Annotated in this window: 27 protein-coding genes; 12 read left to right on the forward strand and 15 right to left on the reverse strand. The window is 67.3% G+C overall.

The features are described 5' to 3' along the window. Positions 1–4: 4 nt before the first annotated feature. The 6 genes from V3G39_01980 to V3G39_02005 are packed head-to-tail and all read right to left on the reverse strand — an operon-like array spanning position 5 to position 5,617. A complete protein-coding gene (locus V3G39_01980) occupies positions 5–682 on the reverse strand; it encodes a glycosyltransferase (GenBank protein ID XAS76829.1) in 678 nt (225 codons plus the stop codon). After that, positions 673–2,001 carry a bifunctional PIG-L family deacetylase/class I SAM-dependent methyltransferase gene (locus V3G39_01985; protein XAS76830.1) on the reverse strand — a complete coding sequence of 443 codons (1,329 nt, stop codon included), beginning with the start codon at positions 1,999–2,001 and terminating at the stop codon, positions 673–675. Before V3G39_01985 ends, V3G39_01980 begins: the two co-directional genes overlap by 10 nt. Then, complete coding sequence (locus V3G39_01990; protein ID XAS76831.1) at positions 1,998–3,062, reverse strand: acyl-CoA dehydrogenase; 1,065 nt, start codon at positions 3,060–3,062, stop codon at positions 1,998–2,000. The genes V3G39_01985 and V3G39_01990 overlap by 4 nt, the downstream gene beginning before the upstream one ends. Beyond that, on the reverse strand, positions 3,062–5,185 hold the full coding sequence (locus V3G39_01995) for a catalase (protein XAS76832.1): 2,124 nt from the start codon (positions 5,183–5,185) through the stop codon (positions 3,062–3,064). The genes V3G39_01990 and V3G39_01995 overlap by 1 nt, the downstream gene beginning before the upstream one ends. Then, a complete protein-coding gene (locus V3G39_02000) occupies positions 5,172–5,426 on the reverse strand; it encodes a hypothetical protein (protein XAS76833.1) in 255 nt (84 codons plus the stop codon). The genes V3G39_01995 and V3G39_02000 overlap by 14 nt, the downstream gene beginning before the upstream one ends. After that, positions 5,393–5,617, reverse strand: a complete 225-nt coding sequence (locus V3G39_02005; GenBank protein ID XAS76834.1) for a hypothetical protein — start codon at positions 5,615–5,617, stop codon at positions 5,393–5,395. Before V3G39_02005 ends, V3G39_02000 begins: the two co-directional genes overlap by 34 nt. Positions 5,618–5,766: 149 nt before the next feature. Here V3G39_02005 and V3G39_02010 point away from each other — a divergent pair, with 149 nt between their 5' ends. Next, a complete protein-coding gene (locus V3G39_02010) occupies positions 5,767–6,204 on the forward strand; it encodes an SRPBCC family protein (GenBank protein ID XAS76835.1) in 438 nt (145 codons plus the stop codon). Between the two features lie 2 nt (positions 6,205–6,206). Here the strand turns inward: V3G39_02010 and V3G39_02015 are convergent, their stop codons facing one another. From V3G39_02015 to V3G39_02025, 3 genes are read right to left on the reverse strand one after another with little or no spacing between them, the layout of a single operon-like run. Then, positions 6,207–7,154, reverse strand: coding sequence for a WcbI family polysaccharide biosynthesis putative acetyltransferase (locus V3G39_02015; GenBank protein ID XAS76836.1), 948 nt, complete (start codon positions 7,152–7,154; stop codon positions 6,207–6,209). Beyond that, entirely contained in the window at positions 7,147–8,364 is a 1,218-nt protein-coding gene (locus V3G39_02020) for a glycosyltransferase (GenBank protein XAS76837.1), read from the reverse strand. The genes V3G39_02015 and V3G39_02020 overlap by 8 nt, the downstream gene beginning before the upstream one ends. Next, positions 8,361–9,389, reverse strand: coding sequence for a hypothetical protein (locus V3G39_02025; protein ID XAS76838.1), 1,029 nt, complete (start codon positions 9,387–9,389; stop codon positions 8,361–8,363). Before V3G39_02025 ends, V3G39_02020 begins: the two co-directional genes overlap by 4 nt. 42 nt (positions 9,390–9,431) lie before the next feature. Between V3G39_02025 and V3G39_02030 the strand changes: the two genes are divergently transcribed. From V3G39_02030 to V3G39_02050, 5 genes are read left to right on the forward strand one after another with little or no spacing between them, the layout of a single operon-like run. Beyond that, positions 9,432–10,598, forward strand: coding sequence for a glycosyltransferase family 4 protein (locus V3G39_02030; protein XAS76839.1), 1,167 nt, complete (start codon positions 9,432–9,434; stop codon positions 10,596–10,598). Then, the gene (locus V3G39_02035; GenBank protein XAS76840.1) at positions 10,588–11,637 is read left to right on the forward strand and encodes a hypothetical protein; all 1,050 of its coding nucleotides are present in this window, start codon (positions 10,588–10,590) and stop codon (positions 11,635–11,637) included. The genes V3G39_02030 and V3G39_02035 overlap by 11 nt, the downstream gene beginning before the upstream one ends. Further along, positions 11,634–12,635, forward strand: coding sequence for a glycosyltransferase (locus tag V3G39_02040; protein XAS76841.1), 1,002 nt, complete (start codon positions 11,634–11,636; stop codon positions 12,633–12,635). Before V3G39_02035 ends, V3G39_02040 begins: the two co-directional genes overlap by 4 nt. Continuing rightward, positions 12,632–13,504, forward strand: coding sequence for a galactosyltransferase-related protein (locus tag V3G39_02045; GenBank protein ID XAS76842.1), 873 nt, complete (start codon positions 12,632–12,634; stop codon positions 13,502–13,504). Before V3G39_02040 ends, V3G39_02045 begins: the two co-directional genes overlap by 4 nt. A 17-nt stretch (positions 13,505–13,521) precedes the next feature. Then, a complete protein-coding gene (locus V3G39_02050; GenBank protein XAS76843.1) occupies positions 13,522–14,055 on the forward strand; it encodes a 2'-5' RNA ligase family protein in 534 nt (177 codons plus the stop codon). Positions 14,056–14,132: 77 nt separating this feature from the next. Here V3G39_02050 and V3G39_02055 read toward each other — a convergent pair whose 3' ends face one another. Continuing rightward, the gene (locus V3G39_02055) at positions 14,133–14,297 is read right to left on the reverse strand and encodes a hypothetical protein (GenBank protein XAS76844.1); all 165 of its coding nucleotides are present in this window, start codon (positions 14,295–14,297) and stop codon (positions 14,133–14,135) included. A 79-nt stretch (positions 14,298–14,376) separates the two neighbouring features. On the opposite strand from V3G39_02055, the gene V3G39_02060 reads away from it, so the two are divergent. Together V3G39_02060 and V3G39_02065 are read left to right on the forward strand one after the other, a co-directional pair. Beyond that, positions 14,377–15,438 (forward strand): NAD(P)H-binding protein, encoded by a 1,062-nt coding sequence (locus V3G39_02060; GenBank protein XAS76845.1) that lies wholly within the window; start codon positions 14,377–14,379, stop codon positions 15,436–15,438. A gap of 77 nt (positions 15,439–15,515) precedes the next feature. Continuing rightward, positions 15,516–16,067 carry a DNA starvation/stationary phase protection protein gene (locus tag V3G39_02065; protein ID XAS76846.1) on the forward strand — a complete coding sequence of 184 codons (552 nt, stop codon included), beginning with the start codon at positions 15,516–15,518 and terminating at the stop codon, positions 16,065–16,067. Between the two features lie 111 nt (positions 16,068–16,178). Here the strand turns inward: V3G39_02065 and V3G39_02070 are convergent, their stop codons facing one another. From V3G39_02070 to V3G39_02080, 3 genes are read right to left on the reverse strand one after another with little or no spacing between them, the layout of a single operon-like run. After that, positions 16,179–16,700, reverse strand: coding sequence for a DinB family protein (locus tag V3G39_02070; protein XAS76847.1), 522 nt, complete (start codon positions 16,698–16,700; stop codon positions 16,179–16,181). A 37-nt stretch (positions 16,701–16,737) separates the two neighbouring features. After that, positions 16,738–18,399, reverse strand: a complete 1,662-nt coding sequence (locus V3G39_02075; protein ID XAS76848.1) for a dihydroxyacetone kinase family protein — start codon at positions 18,397–18,399, stop codon at positions 16,738–16,740. 13 nt (positions 18,400–18,412) lie between these two features. Next, the gene (locus V3G39_02080) at positions 18,413–18,733 is read right to left on the reverse strand and encodes a 4a-hydroxytetrahydrobiopterin dehydratase (protein XAS76849.1); all 321 of its coding nucleotides are present in this window, start codon (positions 18,731–18,733) and stop codon (positions 18,413–18,415) included. Between the two features lie 92 nt (positions 18,734–18,825). Here V3G39_02080 and V3G39_02085 point away from each other — a divergent pair, with 92 nt between their 5' ends. Continuing rightward, positions 18,826–19,830: an aldo/keto reductase family protein gene (locus V3G39_02085; GenBank protein ID XAS76850.1), complete on the forward strand. Its 1,005-nt coding sequence runs from the start codon at positions 18,826–18,828 to the stop codon at positions 19,828–19,830. Positions 19,831–19,946: 116 nt separating this feature from the next. Here V3G39_02085 and V3G39_02090 read toward each other — a convergent pair whose 3' ends face one another. Both V3G39_02090 and V3G39_02095 read right to left on the reverse strand, forming a co-directional pair. Beyond that, complete coding sequence (locus V3G39_02090) at positions 19,947–20,330, reverse strand: hypothetical protein (protein XAS76851.1); 384 nt, start codon at positions 20,328–20,330, stop codon at positions 19,947–19,949. Further along, positions 20,331–20,996, reverse strand: a complete 666-nt coding sequence (locus tag V3G39_02095; GenBank protein XAS76852.1) for a GntR family transcriptional regulator — start codon at positions 20,994–20,996, stop codon at positions 20,331–20,333. Between the two features lie 116 nt (positions 20,997–21,112). On the opposite strand from V3G39_02095, the gene V3G39_02100 reads away from it, so the two are divergent. From V3G39_02100 to V3G39_02110, 3 genes are read left to right on the forward strand one after another with little or no spacing between them, the layout of a single operon-like run. Further along, positions 21,113–22,333 carry a sarcosine oxidase subunit beta family protein gene (locus tag V3G39_02100; GenBank protein XAS76853.1) on the forward strand — a complete coding sequence of 407 codons (1,221 nt, stop codon included), beginning with the start codon at positions 21,113–21,115 and terminating at the stop codon, positions 22,331–22,333. A 15-nt stretch (positions 22,334–22,348) separates the two neighbouring features. Next, positions 22,349–22,612 carry a sarcosine oxidase subunit delta gene (locus V3G39_02105; protein ID XAS76854.1) on the forward strand — a complete coding sequence of 88 codons (264 nt, stop codon included), beginning with the start codon at positions 22,349–22,351 and terminating at the stop codon, positions 22,610–22,612. Then, positions 22,609–25,497, forward strand: a complete 2,889-nt coding sequence (locus V3G39_02110; protein ID XAS76855.1) for a 2Fe-2S iron-sulfur cluster-binding protein — start codon at positions 22,609–22,611, stop codon at positions 25,495–25,497. Before V3G39_02105 ends, V3G39_02110 begins: the two co-directional genes overlap by 4 nt. The last annotated feature ends 11 nt before the right edge of the window (positions 25,498–25,508 follow it).

Below are 25,508 nucleotides of genomic sequence, written 5' to 3' on the forward strand. Positions count from 1 at the left end.
CGCTCTAGTTCGCGCGTAGATATCCGGCGAAGCCGTCCGGGGTACGCCCCACCATGCGCGCGGAAGTCAGCACCGGTAGACCGGCGGTGGCAACCCACTGCAACCCTGCAGCCTTTACCCGGTCGGCCAGATCCACGTCCTCATGTACCGCAAGGGCTCGGAACCCGCCGGTCACCTCCAGTGCACGTCTGCTGAAGCCGAGATTTGCTCCATACACGTGTCCGTGCCCGTCCGCATTGCTGTGTGCCTGCTCCCAGCGGGTCAGCCGGCCCGGTGAGATCTCCTTTCCGTCCGGTATCACCGTGCCCAGGACGAGGTCGGCCCCATCGGACCCGATCTGGACCTGACGCTGTAGCCAGTCGCCCGGTACCGCAGAGTCCGCATCAGTGACTGCGAACCAGTCCGGGTCCAACGTGCGGGCCAAATGGTCCACCCCGACCTGCCGGGCCGCGCCGACGATGCCGACGGTCGTCGCGGTCGCCGCGACCCCCGGATGGCGGCGCACGATCTCGGCACTGTCATCGGTGCAGGAATCGAGCACCACCACGATCTGCAACTCGATGCCCGGACTCGCCGCGCGCAGGTGATCGCCGGCCACCGCCAACGCGGACAGGCAGCGCGGCAGCAGACGGGATTCGTCGCGGGCGGGTACGACCACGCCGACCCGGGTGATCACGGGCACGGTCCGAATACCTCAAGAAGCACATCCACGTCGGTATGCCGACCGTGCAGCGGCAGGTCCAGGCGTTCGGCAGCACGCGCATGCACCGCAGGTCCGTCCAACTCCCACCCGTCGATCGGGTGCGCCCAATGACACAGCAGCACATAGCCGCCCGCACTCAGGCTGGTCCGGGCACGATGCAGCACATCGTCCAATGCGCCGCTCGACAAGAAGTACCCGACCTCGGACAGCACGATCAGGTCGAAGTCCCCGTCCGGCCAGTCCTGCGGCATGCTCCCGTGCAGGGCCTGCACCTGCGGCCACTGCGCCAGGCGGACCCGGGCGGCCTGCACTGCGGTCTCACTCAGGTCCTGCACCACGAGCGCATCGCACCGTGGTGCCAGCGCCGCGCTCAGCTCGCCGATCGAGCAGCCGGGCTCATACGCGCGCCTAAAACGCGGCAGCGGCAACATGGCGAGCGTCAGGTCACGTTTACGACGCTCGTAAACGCTGCCCCGCACCCCCCAGGGGTCGACGTGCCCCGCATACAGCCGCTCGAAGACGTCCATCCGAGCGCGCTCGGCCGTGTCGAGGAAGGTCTCGAACGGGCGGTCGAAATGAGCGAGCATCCCAGCGTTCAGCAGCACCTCGTCACCGGGCGCATCCGACAGCGGCCGTACCTGGGTGACGTGGGTCGCGAGCGCAGCCTGCTTGGCAGCGTGCGCCGCCTCGCTCAGATCGAGCACCGTGAGTTGGCTCCACGGAGTGTCCTCCGGCGTCCCTGCGTGCCACCACCAGATCGGGTACTCCAGCAGGAGGGCACCGGTCTGCGCCGCGACGGTGGCAGCGAGCGCACCGAGCGCGTCATGGTCAGGATGCCCGTCGAGGCGCCACGGTGCGGCGAGGATCACCCCTACTCCCAGATCGGCGACCGCATGGCGAACGACCGTCGACAGCTGCTGCACGCAGGATGCGAGTTCGCCATCGGGCAGTCCCAGGTGGAGCTGCGTTGCATCGGGGGCGAGTGCTGCGACTGCAGCCGTCACCTCCGCTCGGCGCAGCTGCGCCAGATCGGCCCGGCTGTGGGTCGGCGAATGCGGATGGGACGCCTCACCATCGGAGGCGATGATCACCTCGACCGGGATGCCTGCGGCGGCACAGGTCTGCAGCAAACCCCCGGCCCCCAGGGTCTCGTCGTCGGGGTGCGCCGCCAACAGGACCAGTTTGCGCAGGCCCCGGCCCGCCTCGATACGCAGCCGCGGCAGTTGCGACCAGCGGTGATCGGCCGCCCACGACTGCTCGGGATACCCGTCGTCGAGGTGGTCGAAGGGCGCCGTCACGACCCCGGACCGGATGCCATGAGCGCGGCGCCGAGAGCCGCGAGGTCCCGCTCGCCATGGTCCTGGCGCACGTAGACCGACAGGTCCGCGACCCGACGGGAGTGCTCTTCTTCCAAGGTGAGCGGCGCCGGCCCACAGGCACGGGCAGTGATGGCGAGTACCTCGTCCACGGTGCTACGGGTCAGCGCGCGAGCTCGTCGCGCGAGCACCTCGCCGTGATCCTGCCCTGCGTCGTCAACACACGAAGCGGCCTCGCCGAGAGCCGCCCGCACGGCATACAGGAGGGTGTCCGCTTGGCCGAGCTGCAGGTGGGCGATCTGGTCCGGTGCGCGCCTACTGCCCGGCTTCGGCGCGAGGCGTCTCGCCACGCCGGCCACCCCGCCGTACCAGCAGGCCGCGACACCGATACCGCCCCACCAGAAACCGGGACGCACCAGATACCACCCCTCACCGCCGACCGGCGCCGCCCTCACACCTTTGAACTCGGCCGGAGCTGAGGGGATTTCGATCAGGCCGCGACTGGCCCAGGCATCAGTTCGAGGGACCACGTCGGGCCCGAGAGCGACCGCGAAGAGCTGGCGGGTCGTCTCCGACGTCCAGGCAGTCACGAGCGCGTGCGAGAGACGCCCCGCCAACGAGCACCACGGCTTGACCCCGTCCAGCACCCATTCGCCCGCAATTTCCCGGGCCGTCAGCCGCCCGTCCGGACCCTCAGCAGCGAATACTCCCCAGGTCGATCGCCCGTCAGCGCCGATCTCCGACAGGTCCAGCCCGGTCCGGGCCAGCCGCGCCTCAGACAGGATCGCCAGGGCGTCGACATGCGGTTCGAGGGTTCGCGCGACGGTCAGGTCGTACGCCGCGACCCTGGACAGCACGTCCCACAGCACCAGGGTCTGACCGCCGCCGGGCATCGGCAGCCTCCCGGAAAGGCTCGCCGCGAGTTCCAGCGCGAAGTCGACCCGCCGCTGCGGGACCTTTCGGGGCAGGCCCAGCGCAATCTGCTGCTGCGGGTCGCACAGCTGACCCGCACCGACCGTCTCGGTCCAGGACGTGTCGCTCATCAGACCCCGGTCTCGAACCGGTCCCAACTGCGGTGCCCGGCCAGCAGGGTGAGGACGTCCTGCCCGACCTGGGCAGCGTCGCCGACGCTCACTCCGAGCCCGTCGGCGGGCACACCGGCAGCCGCGAGCGCCTGATCGGCACCGATACCGCCGACCGCCTTGCTGTGCCGCCAGGCCTCCTGCAGCAGCTTGACGACCCTCGGGTCGGTGCTGTCGCTGTCGGCGGCACCGGCCTTCGCGTCAGCATGCACCTTCGCGTCCGGCCCGGGAGGTGTCGCACTCACGACGACAAGCGCGTCGAACTGGACCGATGCGGCTGCCGCGTAGACCTCCTGCACTGCGAAACCCGCGACCTTCCCGCCGTGTGGAGCAACGATCATTGCCACGACGCCCTGCCCGTCCAGCAATGCCTGCAAGGCCTTCACCTGCTTCACGTCGGGGTCTGCGCCGATGACGATGCCGACCTGACGCCCGGCGACCGGCCACGAACCGCCCACCTGTGTCAGGGCCGCACTCGGCTCGGCCTGTGCGACATCGACATCCGCCTTCGGCGCGGACTCGCCCAGGCCCTGCGCCACCTTTTCGCACAGACCGGAGTCGATGTTCGCGAGCGCCTGCAGCTGACGGGCGCGGACCTGCTGCTGCAGGCACTTGGACAACTCGAACGTGTAGGCAGCGATGATGTGGTCCTGCTCGACCGGGCTCATCGAACGGTAGAAGAGGCCGGCCTGGGAGAAGTGGTCGTCGAAGGTGGCCGGGTGCTCGCGTACTTTGCGAGACTGGTCGACGGTTACCGGTATGTCGACGTACGCCCCGTCACCGTCGCCCGCCATCACCGGGCAGCCACCTCCGAGCGAATTCCTGCGGTACGGCGCAATCCCGGTGTGTACGGCGCCCTGGTGGAAGCCGTCGCGCAGGTTGTCGTTGACCGGCGCATGGGTGCGGTTGATCGGGATCTGGTTCCAGTTCGGCCCACCGAGGCGGGTTATCTGGGTGTCCAGGTAGGAGAACAACCGGGCCTGCAGCAGCGGGTCGTTGGTGACGTCGATCCCGTCGACCAGGTTGGAGGGGTTGAAGGCCACCTGTTCGGTCTCAGCGAAATAATTGACCGGGTTCGCATTCAACGTCATGGTGCCGAGCAACTGGACCGGCGCCAACTCCTCCGGTACGAACTTGGTCGGGTCCAGCAAGTCGATGCCCTCAAACATCGAGTCGTTGTCATCGGGCATCACCTGCACGCCCAGATCCCACTGCGGGTGCGCACCGGCCTCGATCGCGTCGGAAAGGTCGCGCCGGTGGAAGTCCGGGTCGACACCGTTGGTGATGAGGGCCTCCTCCCATGTCACCGAGTGCACACCCTGGCGCGGCTTCCAGTGGAACTTGACCAGGTGGGTGGCGCCCTCGTCATCCATCAAGCGGAAGGTGTGAACCCCGAAACCTTCCATTGTCCGCAGCGAACGAGGCACTCCGCGGTCACTCATGTTCCACATGGTGTGGGCCTGGGCCTCGGTGTGCAGCGAGACGAAATCCCAGAAGGTGTCGTGCGCGCTCTGCGCCTGCGGGATCTCCCGGTCAGGATGCGGCTTGGCTGCGTGCACGATGTCGGGGAACTTGATGCCGTCCTGGATGAAGAAGACCGGCATGTTGTTGCCGACCAGGTCGTAGTTGCCCTGCTGCGTGTAGAACCTGGTGGCGAAGCCGCGGGTATCGCGTGCCAGGTCGGCCGAGCCGCGCGACCCCAAAACGGTCGAGAACCTCACGAAGACAGGGGTTTCGACATCCTTCTTCAAGAACTCCGCGCGGCAGATCGACCCTGCGGCACCGTTGGCGACGAAGCTGCCGTGTGCGGCTGCGCCTCTGGCGTGCACCACCCGCTCGGGGATGCGCTCGTGGTCGAAGTGGCTGATCTTCTCCCGCAGGTGGTGGTCCTGCAGCAGTGTCGGACCGCGCGTGCCCGCCCGCAGCGAATGGTCGGTATCGCGCAGCCGTGCGCCGTGTGCGGTGGTGAGGAACTCCCCCTGTTGGCCCATGACCGAGCCGTCGAGACCCGTCGCGGCGCCGGTCGGTGTGACCGTTTCCGGTCCTTGCTGGTTCGCCAAGTCATTGGCCTCAGAATTTGTCATGTTCGTTACCTCCGTAGTGTCCCGTCGTACTCAGCACATCTGTTCTCAGCGAATCACGTTCCGCTGACGCGCGCACCTGGCCGGTCCAGGGCAGGGCCGCTGTCCACAACGACACCACCACGATGCGGACCCGCTCCACGAGAGCGACATCGGCACCCACGAGTAGCAATGCGAGGTCGGCCAGCCCACGCAGTCCGACCAGTCCGCTCACGGTGTAACCGACCAGAAGCTGACGCAGCACACCCGTGACACCCCGATCAGTACCCACCCCATTGCCGGGCGGCTGTCCTGCCGGACGGAGAGGCCGCGCAGACCCCGCCGGCACAGCGCCGCCAACGCGATCAGCAGAACTCCGGCCACGGCGTCCGAGGCGCGGTACACGAGTGCGGCAAGTACCCCGACGACCCGTGGTGCCGGACGACGATCTCTCACCTGTCGGTCGCTCGACACCGGGTTGGTCACATCGTGGCTTTACCCACTCAGCCGGTCGATCACACATTGCATCGACCACAGGGGGGTTGGGAACCCCCCTCGCCGGGGTACTGGACAGGGAACAGAACCCATCACCGACAGGAGCGACCATGCCCGCCGCAGAACGTACGTTCACCGTGACACCGCCGCCCGAGACAGTGCTGAACTACCTCAAGGACTTCAGCAACGCGCAGGAGTGGGATCCGGGCACCGAAAAATGCCTTCAGAACGGTACCGGCCCGGTCGAGGTCGGCACGACCTGGCACAACGAGTCGAAGCTCGCGGGGAACACCACCGAGTTGACCTACACCCTCACCGAACTCACCTCGGACCGCATCGTGTTCGTCGGTAAGAACGACACGGTCACGATGACCGACACCATCGACGTCACCCCGGCCGGCACCGGCAGCCAGGTGCGTTACCACGCGGACATGGACCTGCAGGGTGCAGCGAAACTGGCCGCACCCGTCGCGAAGCTGGGCCTGGAGAAGCTGGGCAATGACACCGAGAAGATGCTCACCGACGCCCTGAACGCCCTGGCCAGTTGAGCTCAGAGCCGAAGGACTCGCACCAGTTCGGCGTGCCGCTGCAGACCCAGCGTGACCGCCTCGGGATGCTCGGCATACCAGCGCAGCTGCTCTTCGGCGATGTCCTGCTCGCTGACCTGCTCACCGCGCACCGACCACTGCGCGCGGGGCGTGCCCTCGATCCCCAGGGCTTGCAGAGTCTTGGGATACACCGGAGCTCGTAGGTCACCCAGCAGCACCCGCCCGGGGTCGACGACGACGCCGCGGAGGCCGAGAGCCGCCAGGATCGCCTGCGCCACTTCGCGCAGCACGTAGTTGTGCGGGTGGTTGATCACCCAGCCGGTGTCGGCGCCGGCCCTTTCCAGGATGGTCGCGGCGTCGACGGTGCCGTGCCGCTCCTGTCGGGCGCGCAGTTGGGCCGCCGAGTCGTCGCGTACCGCGCGCACCCCGTCGGGGTGGACAGGGTCGAACGAGGGACGCACACCGTTGGCTGCCGCCAGCAGCACCCTCAGATCGTGATGCGGCACGACCGGTGGATCTCCCACGCCCGGCACCCGCACGATGACCTGGGTCGGGAAGAGTGCCGCCCATCGGAGCGAGGGAAATCGGGCGATCACCGCTTTCTCAGGCAGCAGGTCAGCGATCTCGCGGGTGCCCAGTGGCAGGTCCCGATACTCGTCGACGACCGGTTGCGCGACCAGGTAGGTCGTGTCCGCAAGCACCGCGCGAAGGTAGGGCAGATCGGCGGCTTCGAGCTCATGCACCGGGGGCATCCGAACGGTGCGCCACCGCTGGTCTGCGGCACTGTCGAGCAGGATGCGGGTGGCTTCAGCCTGACAATTTCCGTAGACGATCAGCAACGGAAGATCGGGCTGCTCGGCGGCGTGCAGGCCGTAGAACTGCCCGTAGTGCTCACGTCGGCCCTGATCGACCGGTTGCGCTGCGGTGTCGTCCGTCGAGGTGTCATCCATCGCGTGCCGCCTTTCCCATCATCTGCTCGAGTCCTTCGTCCGGCAGCTCGTGCACCCAACCGGGGGCTGGAGTCGGCGCGGGTGCGGGTAGGCCGAGGGCCAGCTGCCGGGTGCTTCGTATCTGCAGTATCCCCGCCACGTGGATCTCACCCGCGGCGCAGGCGTCGATGAGCGGGCAGGACAGTTGCAGCGGCGCCCACACGTCGACCTGGTACCGCCCGCGCCCGCTCACCCGGCTCGGCGGCGACCCGACATGCACCCGTGGGTCGGCGGTCAACGCGGCCGGAACCGCGGCGTGATCGACCCACCATACCCCGACGTCGCTGCGGCGCAGCAGTGCGAGCGCCGTCGCGAACACCTGCGCATCGTTGTGCTGCCCGTGCACCCGCACGACGATGTCGGGCAGCTCCCAGATCAGTCCCCGGCCGCGCACACTCGGGAGGGTGATGCGCTCGGCGAGGGCGAGGGATTCGGCGTCCTTGACGGCGCGCGACGCGCTGCGGTCGCCGGTCCGGGCCACGGCCTCCGGCCCGTCGTGCCAGGCGAGCGCGGCCGGCACATATCGCATCCGGGCTCCGAGTAACCGGCACCGCCAGGCCAGCTCCCAGTCCTCACCGCCGTAGCCGGTCATACTCTCGTCGAAACCGCCGGAGCGGGCCAAGAGTTCGCGATCCAGGGCGAGCACGGCAGAGATCACCAGCCGGAAATCCTCATCGCCTGCCTCCCTCAGATCGTCGGTGCGTCGGTAACCGTCGGCGAGCCACCACGGCGCCGGCAGCACGCGGGCAGCGGGCGGCCCCTCGCGCACCCACGTCGACACCTGCGCGGCGCTGCATCCCTCGAAGTCCGCGTGCAGGCGCCTACCGACGCCGAGAAAGCCGGGTCCGACCTGCTCGTAGGCAGTCGCCATGGCCGTCAGGTAGTCGGGCGAGGGAATCGTGTCGCCGTCGAGAAACACGACGAGATCACCATCTACGTGCGCAGCACCTAGATTTCGTGCAGCGGCGGCGCGGAAGCCGAGGTCCTCCTGTCGCACCAGGTCGATGCGGTAGGGCAGCTCGGGCAGCGCCGGGGCATGGGCCGAGCCGTCATCCGCAACGACAACGTGCAGGTCGGCCATTACGCAGGTCTGCGTGGCAAGGGCAAGCAGCACCCACGACAGCCGCCGTTCGTCCTCGAAGTAAGGGACGACAACCCCGATAGCGCTCATGCCGGGCTCACTATCGGGCCGAGCGCGTCAATGGCGGCGAGCTGCAGGGCAGCAGCGCGTCGGGTGTCCGGCAAGGCTGCGTCATCCCACTGCGCCTCGGTGATCCAGGTCGAGGCCGGGTCACCCAGGGCTGCCGCGATAGCCGCCGGCAGATCCGGTGCCACCGTCACTGCCCAGGGTGCCCGCTGCGCCAACTCTGCGACGTACCGTCCCGGGGTCACGATCGGGCGGCGGCCACTACTGATCCAGCGGTTGATGGACCCGGACGCCGAGATATGGGTATGCGCGCATACCGGCACCACCGCCCGCCTGGCCCATTTTTCCAACTCCGCATCCGAGACGTACCCGGTGCACTCGAAGCGTCGCCCCTGACCGGCGGCGTCGCGCTCGAGCTGCGTCAGCAGATCATCGTGCCCACTGGATGCAGCACCGACTGCGATCAGCGGTATCGACGGCGGCAGCGCGCGCATTGCCAGCAGAGTCTGCTCATGGCCCTTTCCGGGATAGACGAAGCCGAGCACGACGACGTCAGGAGTGCCGCGGGCTCTACCAGCGTCGCGGGCCTCCGCCCGGGTCGCCCACCGCGCCGGCCGATCGACCGGCAACGGCACCACCGCCACCGGGGGCAGGGCGCCGACTCCTGCGGCCCGCCAGGTCTGCTGTAGTAGCTCGCGCTCGTGCGCGCTGCTGACCTGGATGCCGCACGCCAGCGACGCCACCCGGGCGTACCCCGCTTGCCTGCGCTGCATACCCGGCCCGTCGGAAGCCTGCGGGAGGTCGTGCAGGGTCACCGTCATCGCCCGGCCCTGCAGGATGTGGCGGACGCGTTCGGCAGCCTCGACGGCGTTTGATCCGAAGAGTGCGTCGGTGAAGTGCAGGTGCACCCGCGAGGTGGTCAACTCGGGTAGCTGTCCGTCGACGATGTTTACCGAGACGGCCCGGGGGGTATGACTTAACAGGGCTTCAGCGTGCAGCCGCACCCCGTGTCGGGGTGGCCCGGCCAGCGCCAACGTAAGGTCCCTCATTGCATCAACGCTAAGCCAGTTTGCGAGTCGAAGGAGGTGAGCGTGTCTCATCTGCAGCAGGTCCCCACGTCGCTCGGGAGACGTGAGCACCGAAAACGGTCCCGAGGGCACCGCGACCATCAGCGGATCGCGATGATCGCTCCGTCACGCCACTGCATCAGCCCCCCATTCGCCGGCGGACTGGAATCACTGGTGTGGGACCTGCGCACCCGCCTGGAAGCTGACGGCCACGACGTCACTCTGATTGCACGCGAGGGATCGGACGGTGTCGATCCACAGTGGGAAATCGGCGGGGGTCGTTGGGCGCCCAGCGATCTGGCATCGCGCGACCAGTCGATGCCGGCTGCGGAGTTCATGGCCGAGCACCACGACTACCTGCAGGTCATGCACCGACTCGCGCAGATCGGCCACCACCATTTCGACGTCATCCACAACCATTCGTTGCACTATCTGCCGGTATCGCTCGCCAGCACCTGCGAGGTGCCGATGCTCACCACCCTGCACACCCCTCCGACGCCGTGGCTGGAGTCGGCCATCAGCGCTTCCCGGGGACCGGTCGGGTCGTTCACGGCCGTCAGCGGTTTCACTGCCCGGTCATGGACGGCACTACCGCAGCCTGCGACCGTCATCCACAACGGCGTCGACCTGGACTGGTGGCGACCGGGACCTGGGGGCGACCACCTGTGGTGGTCCGGTCGCATCACCCCCGAGAAGGCGCCCCACCTGGCGATCGATGCCGCGCGACATGCGGGGTACGACCTCGACTTCGCAGGACCGATCAGCGACCCGGCCTATTTTCGCGCCGAGGTGCGACCACGACTGGGACCGGGGGTGCGCTACCTCGGTCATCTGGCGGGCGCAGCCCAGGTGGAGCAGGTGCGCACGGCGCGGGCCGTGCTCGTGACCCCTACCTGGGACGAACCGTTCGGGTTGGTCGTCATCGAAGCGCTTGCGTGCGGGACCCCGGTGGTCGCCTTCGGTAGGGGCGGCATCCCCGACATCCTGTCCTCACCCGAGGTGGGGACACTGGTGCCGTCCGGGGACACTCTCGCGATGGGTCACGCTGCGGTTGCCGCTGCCGGTATCTCGCGTGCGCGGGTGCGGCAGTTCGCCGAGCAGCATTTCTCGCTCGACCGAATGACGGCCGCATATGTCGACCTTTACGCAACGCTGACCGAGCCCGGGTTGGATCGGGCCGTTGGCCCCTGACCGCGACACCGTCCGTAGTGCCACCGTCCGTGTTGCGACCGTCCCGGGTCGCCATCCGTATGTGGACCGTTGCCTGGCCGGTGCCGACGGCATCGTGCACGCGCCCGACCCGGTGGGCAACGTCTCCTACGGTGATCCCTGGAGGCCCTCACCCGCGCTGGAACCCTCATGGGTGCATGCGCATTCCGAGGAGGTCGACGTTGTTCACCTGCATTTCGGCTTCGAGCACCGGTCACCTGATCAGCTGCGCGAATGGACGCGTGCGCTGGCCGTCGCACGAGTGCCACTCGTCGTGACCGTGCATGACCTGGACAACCCGCACCTGCGCGATCAGCACCTGCATCACGAGTCATTGGGCATTCTGACCGGCGCGGCTGCCGAGGTCATCACGCTGACCGATGGCGCCGCGAAAGAAGTCGGTTCACGATATGGAGTGACACCACACGTCATTTCGCACCCTCACCAGTTCGACCTGGACCTCGTTGGTTCCAGACACCGTGCGCGTTGCGCAGAACACCCGTTGATCGGCCTCAACCTGCGCTCACCGAGGCAGAATATCGACGCGGAAGGCGGCCTGGACGTACTGAGCGGCCTTCCCCCCACCTGGAGCGCCGTCGTGCGCGTGTCATCGCACCAGCAGATCCCACCTCGGGTGGCTGCGGGTGCACGGGACGGTCGGTGGGAGGTCCAGGTCGTGCCGGGCTGGTGCGACGAGCGGGATCTCTGGAAATTCGTGTCCGGTCTGGACGCGCTGTTACTGCCATACCGCTGGGGAACGCACTCGGGGTGGGTCGAGTCCTGCTGGGATGTGGGAACGGATGTCGTCGCACCGCCGGTCGGGTACTACGGCGACCAGCACCCGGTCATCATGCTGCCGCTGAACGCCGACTCGGAAACGGTCCACCGCACCCTGCACGACATCACAGCCACCACGGTCGTACCCGAGGCCGAACTCGCGACCCGCAGGGAGCAACGACATGTCGAACAACTCGGTGTCGCAGCCACCCATGCCCAGCTCTACCGCGCCGTGCTTCGATGATCGGGTACTACGTGCACCACCAGGGGGCCGGCCACCTGCAACGGCTGCAGACCGTCGCCGCGCATCTTCAGACACCCGTTACCGGCCTCAGTTCGCTTGCGGCACCGAACGACTGGCCGGGTCACTGGGTCGGGCTGGATCACGATGACCGTCCCGCACCATTGCCGAACGCCGATATCGACGCGCACGGCCGACTGCACTGGGCTCCGCTGAACCACGAGGGGTACCGTGCCCGGATGGTTGCCATTGCAGCGTGGCTCGGCACGGCCCGGCCGCACCTGATGGTGGTGGATGTGTCCGTCGAGGTCGCCGTCCTCGCGCGGACCCTTGGTGTACCGGTAGCCGTCGTCGCGATGCGTGGTGACCGCCGGGACGCTGGGCACGAACTGGCCTACGACCTCGCCACGAGGCTGCTGGCACCCTGGCCGGCGGACCTGGCCGAACCCGGGTGGCCGGATCGGTGGACCGCGAAAACCTTTCACAGCGGTGCGTTCTCACGCTTCGACGAGATCGCTGCGCGGCCCGCGCCGACCCCCACCGGCGTCCTACCCCGGTCGGTCACCTGCCTGCTCGGCTCCGGCGGCAGCGGGTTGTCCGTGCGCGACGCCGAGGCCATCGCAGAGGCCACCCCGACATGGACCTGGACCTTCTGCGGTGCCGATTTCGGCCCATCGCGCGAACCGTTGCCAGACCTGCTGGCCCGGTCGCAGGTCGTGGTCACGCACGCCGGTCAGAACGCCGTGGCCGAGGTTGCCGCCTTGCGCCGACCGGCCGTGGTCGTCGCCCAGGATCGCCCGCACGGTGAGCAACGCGCCACCGCGCAGGCCCTGGACCGCGGCGGTATCGCGGTGACCTGCAATGGGTGGCCGCCCGTGACGGAGTGGCCCTCGTTGCTGGATCAGGCGCTCGAACGCGGCGGTTCGCGGTGGGGATCATGGAACGATCGGGCCGCAGCGCCCCGTTTCGCCGCCGAGCTGGACCGGCTGGCGCGGCAGTGACTGCACCGATCACCACTGCACCGATCACCACTGCCCTGATCACTATTGCGCACGGTCGGCATGCTCATCTGACCGAGCAGGTGCGCCACGTTGACCGCGGCAGCAGCCGGCCGGATCACCACGTGGTCGTGGCCATGGGAGATGAGTCGATCCGTCCTCTGCTGGCCGATCACCCAGGTGTTGACGTGATCGATCTGGCGGCCGACCCAGCAGCCCTCCCACTCGCGGCAGCACGCAACCTGGGCGCTCAGATTGCACTCGAACACGGAGCGGACACGTTGATCTTTTTGGACGTGGACTGCCTGCCTGGTATCGACCTCGTACAGCGATACGCGCAGGTCACCGGTGCTGTGGCGAACGAGCCGCAGTTGTGGTGCGGGCCGGTGCACTACCTACCGCCGCTGACGACGGGTCGCCCTGGATACGACGACGGCGACCTGCTCGCCTCCCATCCGCACCCGGCCCGCCCCGCTCCGGCCCGGGGCGAGCTCATTCGCGAGCCGAGGCTGGAGTTGTTCTGGTCGCTGTCCTTCGCGATCAGTGCATTGCACTGGCGACAGCTCGGCGGATTCTGCGAGAACTACGTCGGGTACGGGGCAGAGGACACCGACTTCGCGCGCACTGCCGACGCGGCTGGGGGTGTGATGACCTGGGTCGGCGGTGCCACGGCTTACCACCAGTACCACCCGACCAGCTCCCCGCCGGTGCAGCACCTCACCGATATCGTGCGCAACGCCAATCTCTTCCACCGCCGGTGGGGCGAATACCCGATGCTGGGATGGCTGGCGGAATTCCAGGCCCGCGGCCTGGCCGGCCGCGACCCGCACACCGGCAACTGGGAAGTCACACCCAACGCGTCACCGCACTAGAGGATGAGAGCTGTCTGATGGCCTACCAATCGTTGGACCTGACACTCAGCCCCGACGGCGATGACGCCATCCGGGCCGGCTGGGAGGCGGTCACCGCACTGGGAGTGCCGTCCGAAGGCGGGCGCACGAGCGACAGCCACCGCCCGCACCTCACCCTGCTCGCCGCGCCGACGATGGGTCCTGAACTGCTGGATCTGGCTGTCCGCCGGATACGCCCCCTCCTGCCGCTGCGCATCGCGCTCGGTGCGGGCGTGGTGTTCGGCCACGGGCCGTTCGTTGCCGCGCACCTCGCGGTCATACCGCCATCGCTCGGGCTGATCGCGCAGGAGCTACGACAGCACCAATTGCCCCGGCAGACCGGTGCGCAATCCGACGGTTCCGGGCAGCCGGCGCGCGACTGGATAGCCCACCTGACCCTGTCCAAGAAGGTGCCGATCGACCAACTGGGCGAGGTGATGCAGGCCGTGCGCCAGCATCGCCCAAATTTCGTGCAGATCGATCATCTGCGACATTGGGATCCAGCCTGTCGGGTTGTCACAACTCTTGTGTGACGTCCCGGGCGCGAACGATGTCGCGAGCGTCTTCGCTCGCGCCACGACCTTGGGTGACCTTGCGTGGGGATCTCGGCTCAGATGCTGCGATCCGCGCGGTAGTCGCGGGGCGCGCCGTCTGCCTCGGTCTGTGAGTCTTCAGCGGGGGGCACACCGTCGTCGGTGCCGGGAGTGGAGTCGGCGCCACCGCCAGGGGTCATCTGCGAGACCTCCGACACCTGCTTCTCGTCATCATCGCTCATCTGGGAAGTATGCGCCGCGCCGGATGACGCAGGGCAGGCGGATGCCCGGCAGCCCTGCACCGCGCCGTACCGTTGAGACGTGACTGACTCTGCACGTGTCCTCGTTACCGGCGCCAGCGGATATGTCGGCGGTCGGCTCATCCCCGAACTGCTGCGGCGCGGCCATCACGTCGCAGGGGCGTTCACCGACGCCGCTAAGGCGCAGCGCTACTGGTGGTCCGATCAGATCGACGTCGTCGAGTTCGACGTATCGGATGAGCAGAGCGTCACGGACGGACTGCAGGGCGTGCACACCGCCTACTACCTGATCCACGGTCTCGGTGGCGAGGACTTCATGGAGAAGGACGCTCAGGGCGCGCGTAACTTTGCGCGCAGCGCCCAGCAGACCGGGGTGCGCCGGATCGTCTACCTGTCCGGAATCGTCCCGCCGGTCGAGCAGGACGAACTGTCGCACCACATCGCCTCCCGGCTGCAGGTCGAGCAGATCCTGACCGAGTCAGGCATCCCGACCTACTCTCTGCGTGCCGCCATCCTGCTCGGCAGCGGCTCCACCTCTTTCGAGATCGTCCGACAACTGTCCGAGCGACTACCCGTGCACACCGTGCCCACCTGGATGCAGTCGCAGGTGCAGCCGATTGCCGTGGTCGACGCCGTGCAGGCACTTGCCGGCTGCATGGAGCACACGGGTGAGTCCCGCTCCTACGACATCGGCGGCCCGGACACGATGGCCTACGCCGAACTCCTGAAACTGTTCACTGCGACTGCAGGCCTGACCAGACCCGAGATCGACGTGCCGCTGCTGCCGACGGGTCTCGTGGGCGCGCTCGCGGGCTCGATCGCCGACGTTCCGAAGTCCACCGTCGAATCGTTGGTCGAGAGCCTGCACGAGGACATGGTCTGCAACGAAACGGACTTCCGCACCGATCTGATGCCGAAGGGCTATGAGCTGATCGGTGTCGAAGAGGCCTTCGAGCGCGCGTTGCAGGTACCCGACGAGGGCACCGACCCCGCCACCCTCGATCCGATCGGGCCCTGGCCACAGGATCCGAACTGGGCCGGCGGCGCCATCGAACGCGATGACGACGGTGACACACACAACACCGGAATCGTGCGCTCTTTGGTGGACCGCTTCCGCAACTGAACCGCTGCCGCGCGCCGTGTACCGTGGAAATCCCTACGTCACACGGCGTCAGGCCCTGCGCGCAGAAGGAGTTCGTCATGGCCGTGCATTACACAGTCCCCGGAATGTCAGTTCAGGACAGCGAGACCCTGGTGCTGTCGCTGCAGAAGCGCCTCAGTGCCTACAACGACCTGCACCTGACCCTCAAGCACGTGCACTGGAACGTCGTCGGACCGCACTTCATCGCCGTCCACGAGATGATCGACCCGCAGGTGGAACTGGTCCGCGGATACGCCGACGAGGTCGCCGAGCGGATAGCGACCATGGGCGGCTCACCCGCGGGCACCCCCGGCGCCATCGAGAGGGATCGCACCTGGAGTGACTACTCCATTGGTCGCGACACCGTGCTCGCGCACCTCGGCGCGCTCGACAAGGTGTACGACGGTGTGGTCGAAGACAACCGCAAGGCCATCACCGACGCCGGCGAGGTCGACCCGATCACCGAGGACATGCTCATCGGTCAGACCGCGCAGCTGGAGAAGTTCCAGTGGTTCGTTCGTGCGCACCTGGAAGACCTCGGCGGTCGGCTCTCCGATGCTGACGCGACCTCGGAGAAGGAAGCGGCCGACACCGCCCGTACTGACGGCTGACACAAGCATCAAGAACACCTCGCCGAGTGGCAGGGATAAGCCTCGACCGGCGTACTCATAAGTACGCCGGTCGAGTTGGTTCCCTGCCACTCGGCGGTTTTGTCTTGTTAGTCAGGCTCTGCGCTCGAGCAGCCCGCGTACGTATGCCGCCTGACCGACGTGCTGGCTGATGTCGCCGAGTACCGAGACCACCCGTGCACCGAGGGTTACCGGCGGGTCGTACCGGTCGTCGACCACCCGCCCGTAATCCTGCGGTGAGAAAGTCTGCAGCGCAGCGAGAGTGGCAGCGTGAACTGCCGCGTGGTACCCGGTCAACAGCGTCGGTTCATCGACGGTGAACTGACCCACCTCCGGGCCGGACTGACCGAACCCGATCGAATCGTCGGGGTAGGACAGCGAGAACCTGCCGGCCCACCCGTCTTTGAGCCAGATTTGTTCCTGCCCGGTCAAGGTGGCGAAATGGTCGTCCTGGACTCGAGTCAGGTGCCAGACCAGCCAACCGATGGAGTTGGCCTCCGTATCCGGTTGCCACTCCAACTCCGCGCTGTCGAGTCCGCCGATGACCTCGGGGACGAGCTCATGCACCCGCTCGAACGCGTCGGTCAGCAGGATGGATGTCGTGTTGTCTGCCATGGCTCACCTTCCCATGCGAGCTGGTCCATCGAAATGGTCAGGAACCGAGCGCGTCCAGCCAGACCGCGATCGCCACCGCGCCAGGGTCCGGGTGCCCCTTGACCCGGTCACCGAGATAACTGGAGCGGCCGCGTCGGGCGACGCGGTCCGCTGTGCCGTCCGCGCCCCGGTGCGCTGCCTGCTGGGCTGCCGCGAGCCCGTCGCCGGCTGCTGCGGCAGCGGGCGCAAGCGCATCAACCATGGTTCGGTCGCCTTCGGCAGCGCCGCCGAGCTCCTGCACGCCCTCGCTACCCGCTCGTAGTGCTGCGGCCCAGTCGCCCCCGGCACGGACGGCTTCGGCAGCGCGTAGCAGACCCGCCGCGTAGAGCGGCCCCGAGGTGCCACCCACTTCACGACGCACGACGCCGGACAGCGCCCGCAGCTGATGCGCTGCCCCACCACTTACCGGGTCGGCCAGCCAGGCACGGGCCCCACGGGCGAGGGCTGTGCCGAGATCACCGTCCCCGACGACCTTGTCCATCTGGGTCAGCTCGTCTTCGGCGTCCAGCAGGGCCTTGCAGGCGCGCTCGATGGCGGCGCTGCACTGCTCGTCGGTTGCGTTGCCTTCGCCTGCCTCGTCGTCGGTCAACTCCGGGCCGGCCGGTACATCGACCTGCGTCAACCCGGGGGCCTGCGCAACGCCGTGACCAGGCCAACTGAGTGACCCCGTGGGCGCATCCAACAGATCCAGCAGACCGTCGTGGGTATCCGTCGCCAAGAGGGACACCGAGCATCCGGCCATCTCGAGACTCGTCATCACCAGTCCCTGGTAGAGCCGATCGACCTCAATGCCCCTGTCCTGCAACAACTTCACCACAGCGCGCGAAATAATCGACAACTCCATCGGTGGCGTACCGCCAGTGGAGTTGATGAGAGCAACCACGCGTGCACCCGAGCCGTACTGCCGGTCGGACACGATGGTGTCGACGAGGCGGGCGGCGAGCTCGTCGGCAGGCGCCATATCAATGGACAGCACCCCTGGTTCGCCGTGGATGCCGAGACCGAGCTCGGCGCCCTCGGCCGCAATCTCTGCCCCAGGCTCGTCCGACCCGGGCACGATGCACGGAGTCAGACCCAGGCCCATCGTGCCGACCGCAGCGGCGACCGCTCGAGCCACCGCGGCGACGTCGTCGAGGCAGCCGCTCTGCTCTGCGAGCGCTCCGGCGCTCTTGTGCACCAGGACGGTGCCGGCCAGTCCGCGCCGACCCGCATTGTCGTCATCGTCAGCGAGCGCGACGTCATCGCCGACGACGACCATCCGCACGTCATAGCCTTCGGAGCGGGCCAGCTCGGCAGCCAGCCCGAAGTTCAGGCGATCACCCGTGTAGGACTTCACGATCAACAGCGCGCCGCCGGTGCCGGTGACGGCTCTGATCCCGTCGAGCACGGCATCGACACTGGGCGAGGAGAAAACCGCACCACTGACGGCGGCTGTCAGCATTCCGCTCGCGACATATCCGGCGTGCGCCGGCTCATGCCCTGCCCCTCCGCCGGAGATCAACGCGACCGGCAGATCGGTGGTCGGGCCGTGGCTGACCCGGTCGGCTCGCACGACGATTGTGCGGTCGCGCAGAATCGCGGTGCCGGGTTGGGTGAGCACCACTCCTTCCATTGACTCACGGACGACGTCGAGCGGGTCGTTGATCAGCTTCTTGACCATCGCAGGTGCCGGCCTAGATCTCGTAGGTGGCGTCGTGCTGCGCGCTGCGACCCTGCGCCGCGGCGAGCCGGCTGATCTCAGCCGCCAGATCCAGATCCTTCTGGGTGACGACTGTCCCATCGTCGTGCGAGCACAGCGTCAGGTCGAGCGTGCCGTAGGTCAGGCTCAGGTCCGGGTGGTGCACTGCTGACTCCGCCGCTTCGGCGATCGCCGTGATGAACGTCGCGGCGGCGCGGTAATCGGGCACTTCAAAGCTGGCGTGCAGTGTGTTCGGGGCCTTGTGCCAGTCGGGGAGGTTGGCGTCGCGGAACTGCTGATCGGTAACGGTATCCATCCCTCCACTGTGGCATCAGCCACCGACGATGGCATCCCGGATCGACGAATCGCTCATGTGCGACATTCAGGCGCGCGGCGTACGGTTTAAATATGGACTTTCGATACTTAGGTAACAGCGGACTGAAGATCTCAGAGATCACCTACGGCAACTGGCTCACCCACGGCAGCCAGGTCGAGGACGACATGGCTGTGCGCTGCGTGCGCGCCGCGCTCGACTCCGGCATCACCACCTTCGACACGGCGGACGTCTACGCGAACGGAGCTGCCGAGTCTGTACTCGGGCGCGCACTCGCCGGTGAATCGCGCGAATCGGTGGAAATCTTCACCAAGGTCTACTTCCCGACCGGCCGTAAGCAGCACAACGACACCGGGCTGTCCCGCAAGCACATCCACGATTCGATTGATGCATCACTGCGTCGGCTGCGCACCGATTACGTCGACCTTTACCAGGCACACCGCTACGACTACGAAACCCCGCTGGAAGAGACGATGCAGGCATTCGCCGACGTCGTGCGGTCCGGCAAGGCGCTCTACATCGGCGTCAGCGAATGGACCGCAGACCAGCTCCGCGCGGGTCACGCGCTCGCGACCGAACTGGGTGTCCAGCTCATCTCCAACCAGCCGCAGTACTCGATGCTCTGGCGGGTCATCGAAGGCGAAGTGGTGCCGACCAGCAAAGACCTCGGCATCTCCCAGATCGTCTGGAGCCCGATCGCGCAAGGCATCCTGACCGGCAAGTACAAGCCGGGGGAACAGCCGCCGGCCGACAGTCGCGCCGCCGACGACAAGGGCGGAGCGGACATGATCAGCCGCTTCATGAACGACACGACCCTGACCGCTGTTCAGAAGCTCGCGCCGATCGCCGAGGACCTGAACCTCACGATGGCGCAGCTCGCCGTCGCATGGGTGCTGGCCAATGACAACGTCGCGGCGGCCCTGGTCGGCGCTTCCAAGCCGGAGCAGGTCACCAGCAACGCCGAAGCTGCGGGCGTCAAGCTCGACGCCGACGTGATGAAGAAGGTCGATGCGGCCCTGGGCGACCTACCCGACACCGACCCGGCCAAGACGAAGTCGCCGGACAAGCGCCTCGTCTGACGTCCCACCACCGAGTTGTGTGAACGGGTGCGCCCCATAGAGCGCACCCGTTCACACAACTTATGGCGCTGGCCTGATCGACATCAATATCCTGACTGACGGACGTTGCTGCGGATCTAACGTGAGTGGTGACGCCGCCTTGTCGCGATGAAGCCGGCGAGCGCGCCACCCGCAAGCACCGACGCGATAGCCGCACCGAGGATCGAACTGCCGGATATCGACCAGAGCAGTTGACTCATGATCAACAGGACGCCGACCAACGCAGCAGCTGACATCACTGTGTCGATGCGCGCCCATGGTGCCCGACCTGGGCGACCGCTCTCCCAGAGCAGGACCACCTGGACAACGGCGTAGAACACCACAGCCCAGATCACTGCGGACGATGTCGTCGGCCTGGTCGCTGCTACGAGCGGCCCGCCGACCACCAGTGCCAGGACACCGGCGCCGGCCACGGCGAAATCTCGTGTTCCGAGATGGCGGCCAGTAGGCGATTGTGTCATTCAGAGGACCGTCCGGATGCGGCTCTCGAAGTCGCGCATGTGCTCCAGCATCAGCTGCTCAGCTCGCGCTTCGTCGCCGGCGAGCACAGCGTCGATCAAGTCGACGAGCCCAATGACATGCGCCCCGATATCGGCCAGGCGCGGGGCTGCAACCGACCAGATACGGGTCGCGAGGTTGCCGTAACGGGTCAGTGCCGTCTGCAGGTGTTCGTTGTGGCAGGCCCGGTAGAGCGCCCGGTGCACGTGCAGGTCCCAGTCCATGTGGTCCCGCGCCGAGGTGTCAACGGGAAGCGCGCGCAGCGATGTTTGTAGCTGCTGCAACGCATTCCGGTCAACCATGTCCAGACGCCCGCTGGCCAGTCCGGCCGCGAGCGGTTCGAGGGACTGACGGATCTCGGAGATCTCGCTCAGCGCGGTGATGTCGACCGAACTGGCAAACGTGCCGCGCCGTGGATAGGTGACCACGAGGTGGTCGGACTCGAGCCGTTTCAACGCCTCCCGCAGCGGTGTGCGCCCGATGCCGAGCTCCTTGGACAGCCCCTGCTCGTTGATCGGCGCACCCGGCGGGATGTCGAGCAGCACCAGCCGGGACCGCAGCGATTCGTACGCGGTATCGGTGAGGGAAGCGACCGGAGCTCCAGAGGCGCCTTCGACGACGGCCGTCATCTACTCCTCCGTAGGGGTTGACAGTGTTCGACGGTTCACGCCAAGGTTATCCGACAACTGATATATCAGAAGAGGGATTCCCGTTCCGTGCCCGGAACCTCTGAAGGAGCCGCCCAATGAGCCAGCGCGACTTGCCCCAGCATCCGAAGTTCCTGTGGCACAACCCCGAGCCGGCCCGTCACTACGACGCGATCATCGTCGGCGGTGGTGGTCACGGGCTCGCAACGGCGTACTACCTCGCCAAGAACCACGGCATCACCCGCGTCGCGGTGCTCGAACGTGGCTGGCTCGCGGGCGGCAATATGGCCCGCAACACCACCATCATCCGCAGCAACTACCTGTGGGACGAGTCGGCAGCGATGTACGAAACGTCACTCAAGCTGTGGGAGGGCCTCGAAAACGAGCTCGACTACGAGATCTTCTTCTCCCAGCGCGGCGTACTCAACCTTGCGCACACCCTGCAGGATGTGCGCGAGTCGGTACGCCGGGTCGAGGCCAATCGGTTGAACGGGATCGACGCCGAGTGGGTCGACCCGCAGCAGGTCAAGGAACTGTGCCCGATCATCAATATCGGGCAGGAGATCCGCTACCCGGTGATGGGCGCTACCTACCAGGCCCGTGCAGGCATCGCCAAGCACGACTGGGTGGCCTGGGCGTATGCCCGCCGCGCCAGTGAGATGGGTGTCGACCTGATCCAGAACTGCGAGGTGCAGGGCTTCGTGATGGACGGCGACAAGGTCACCGGTGTCAAGACCAATCGCGGCACGATCTATTCGGACAAGGTCGGGCTGGCAGCCGCCGGGCATACCTCAGTGCTGACGCAGCTGGCCGGGTTCCGGGTGCCGATCCAGTCCCACCCGCTGCAGGCGCTGGTCTCGGAGCTGCACGACATCATCCATCCGACCGTGGTCATGTCGAACCACGTACATGTCTACGTTTCGCAGGCACACAAAGGCGAGCTGGTGATGGGAGCCGGTGTCGACCCCTACAACGGCTACGGCCAACGCGGGTCCTTCCACATCATCGAGCAGCAGATGTCCGCCGCCGTCGAACTCTTCCCAGCGTTCGCGCGCGCTCACCTGCTGCGCACCTGGGGCGGCATCGTTGACGTCACCCTCGACGCCTCACCGATCATGGGACTGACCCCGGTACAGGGCATGTACGTCAACTGCGGGTGGGGCACCGGCGGCTTCAAGGCCGTCCCCGGCGCAGGTACGGCCTTCGCGCACACCATCGCCCACGACGAGCCGCACCCACTCAACGAACCGTTCGCACTCGACCGGTTCGAGACCGGTGCGCTCATCGACGAGCACGGCGCCTCAGCCGTCGCCCACTGACCGGGAGGAACTTCCATGTTGATCATCGAGTGTCCCTACTGCGGGAAACGCACCGAAGACGAATTCGGCTACGGCGGGCAGGCCCACGTCCCCTACCCCGAGGACCCGCACGCACTGAGCGACGCGCAGTGGGCGCAGTACCTCTTCTACCGCGACAATCCCAAGGGCTCGTACCGCGAGCGCTGGGTGCACAGCGCGGGCTGCCGGAAGTGGTTCAACGCGGTACGCGACACCCGCACCTACGAGATCACCTCGACGTACCTGGGGGCCGGCTCATGACTGCTGCCCGCCTCGACACGGGTGGCGCGATCGACCGCGACACCACCTTGACGTTTACCCTCGACGACGCGAACTACACCGGCCACGCAGGTGACACGGTCGCCTCCGCCGCACTCGCGAACGGGGTGCGTCGGGTGGGTGACTCGATCTACCTGGGCAGACCGCGCGGCATCATGACCGCAGGTGTCGAGGAACCCAACGCGGTCGTCCGGATGAACGGTGGCTACGGCGAATCCCAGCTGCCCGCAACCACACTCGAGCTTGCCGACGGGATGCAGCTGACCTGGGAGGACGGCATCGGCACCCTCGATGAGTCGGTCGACACCGCGGAATACGACCGGATGCACGTGCACACCGATATTGCCGTGATCGGCGCCGGCCCGGCCGGTCTCGCAGCAGCGCGCACGGCGATGTCGACCGGCGCGCGCGTCACGCTGATAGAGCAGGACTTCGAACTGGGCGGCAGCCTGCTCGGGCGACCGGGTGAAAAGATCGAGGGCCAACCCGCTACGCAGTGGATCGCATCCGTGCGCGCAGAGCTGGAGGCCTCAACCGACTGCCACATCCTGACCCGGACGTGCGTTTTCGGCAGTTACGACAACAACTATCTGGTGGCGCTGGAGAAGCGTAGCCAGCACGCCATGCGGGCCGGCGTCTCGCGTCAGCGGGTCTGGCACATCACGGCCGGCCGAGTCATCCTCGCCACGGGGGCGTTCGAGCGCACGCTCGTCTTCGCCGGTAACGACTGCCCCGGCGTGATGCTCGCGTCGGCGGTACAGAGCTATCTGGGTCGGTGGGCGACGCTGGCCGGGCGAGAGGTCGTCGTGCTGACCACCAACGATTCGGCATACGGCGTCGCGAAGGCGTTGCACACGGCAGGAGCGGCGGTACGGATCGTCGACACCCGCGTCGACTCTGTGGCCACGGCGCCGGAGGGGGTGACCGTGCAGCGCGGCTGCGTGGTCGTCGGTGTCGACGGTGCCGAATCAGTGAACGCTGTCCGCATCGCCGAGCTGGGCGCCGATCCGTCGACAGCAGAACGTGTTTCATGCGACCTACTCGCTGTGTCCGGCGGCTGGTCGCCCAATGTCAGCCTGCACTCCCAACGCCAGGGCGCGTTGCGGTGGGACTATCAACTGATGGGTTTCGTGCCGTCGGGCGCGGTGCGCGACCAGCAGGCCATCGGCGCAGCAGCCGGCACCTACTGGACGACCGGCTGCGTCGCCGAGGGCAACGTCGCCGGCGCCGATCCGTCGGCCACCGGCCTGACGACCGCCGAGCGACGGTCCCACTCGGGTACGACGCACGCACTGTGGATGATCCCGGGTGCAGATGGAGACCTGTCGACCCATTTCGTGGACCCGCACCGCGACGAGACAGCGGCGAACGTCATTCGCGCAACGGGCGCCGGGATGCGGTCGGTCGAACATGTCAAGCGCTACACCTCGATCAGCACCGGCCTGGATCAGGGCAAGATCGGCGGTGTCCTCACCATCGGTCTACTGACCCAGCTACTCGGCGAGCAGGACATGGCCGCGATGCCCACCGGCCAGCCGGGACAGCATCCGAGCAGCACGCAGCAGACCACCCTTGGCGCGCTGGGCACCACCACCTACCGCGCGCCGTTCACCCCGGTTGCCTTCGTGGCGCTCGCGGGTCGCGCGCGCGGGCAGCTCTACGACCCGGCGCGGCTCACCTCGGTGCACGGGCGACATGAGGCGTTAGGCGCGAAATTCGAGGACGTCGGTCAGTGGAAGCGTCCGCGGTTCTACCCTCGCGACGGCGAGGACATGGACGCAGCGGTCGCCCGCGAATGCCGTGCGGCGCGGGAGAATGTCGCATACATGGACGCGACGACACTCGGCAAGATTGAGATCCGCGGCGCCGACGCACCCGTCTTCCTGAATCGGATCTACACCAACGCGTTCGCCAAGCTCGCCGTCGGCAGGCAGCGCTACGGGGTGATGTGTGGCCCCGACGGAATGGTGCTCGACGACGGGGTCAGCTTCCGGTTGGCCGCTGACAGGTTCCTCATGACGACGACTACCGGCGGCGCCGCCAAGGTGCTCGAGTGGCTTGAGGAGTGGAGCCAGACGGAATGGCCGGAGCTGGACGTGTGGTTCACCTCGGTCACCGAGCAGTGGACGACGATCGCCGTCGTCGGACCCCACTCCCGCGAGGTTGTCGGCGCACTCGCGCCCGACCTGGATGTGTCGAAGGAGGGCTTTGAGTTCATGACCCACGTCGACACCATCCTCGCCAGCGGCATCCCCGCCCGGGTCGCGCGCGTCACCTTCTCCGGCGAGCTCGCCTACGAGATCAACGTCAGCGGTTGGTACGGCGAAGCACTCTGGCAGGACGTGACCGCCGCCGGCGCCGAGCTGGACATCACCCCCTACGGCACCGAGACCATGCATGTTCTGCGAGCCGAGAAGGCCTTCCCGATCGTCGGGCAGGACACCGACGGCACCGTCACGCCGCAGGACCTCGGGATGGACTGGGTCGTCTCCAAGGCCAAGGACTTCATCGGCAAACGGTCCTTTGCACGGGCCTCGCACCACCAGCCCGGACGTCGGCAACTGGTCAGTCTGCTGCCCGTCGACCGGTCGTTGCGGTTACCCGAAGGAGCCCAGATCGTGCTCGCGTCGGACGCGCCGTCGCAACCGCTGACCGGGCCGGCGTCTACCCCGATCCCGATGATCGGGCACGTCACGTCGAGTTACCACAGTCAGGCCCTGGAGCGCAGTTTCGCGCTCGCCCTCGTCAAGGACGGGCGCGAACGCATCGGACAGCAGGTCATGGCATCCTTCGGCGGGCAGTTCGTGCCGGTCGAAATCGCCGATGCCGTCCTCTACGACAAAGAAGGAGCCCGACGCGATGGCTGAGGTAACCAATG

This window comes from Dermatophilaceae bacterium Sec6.4 (genome assembly GCA_039636865.1).
Classification (GTDB): Bacteria; Actinomycetota; Actinomycetes; order Actinomycetales; family Dermatophilaceae; genus Allobranchiibius.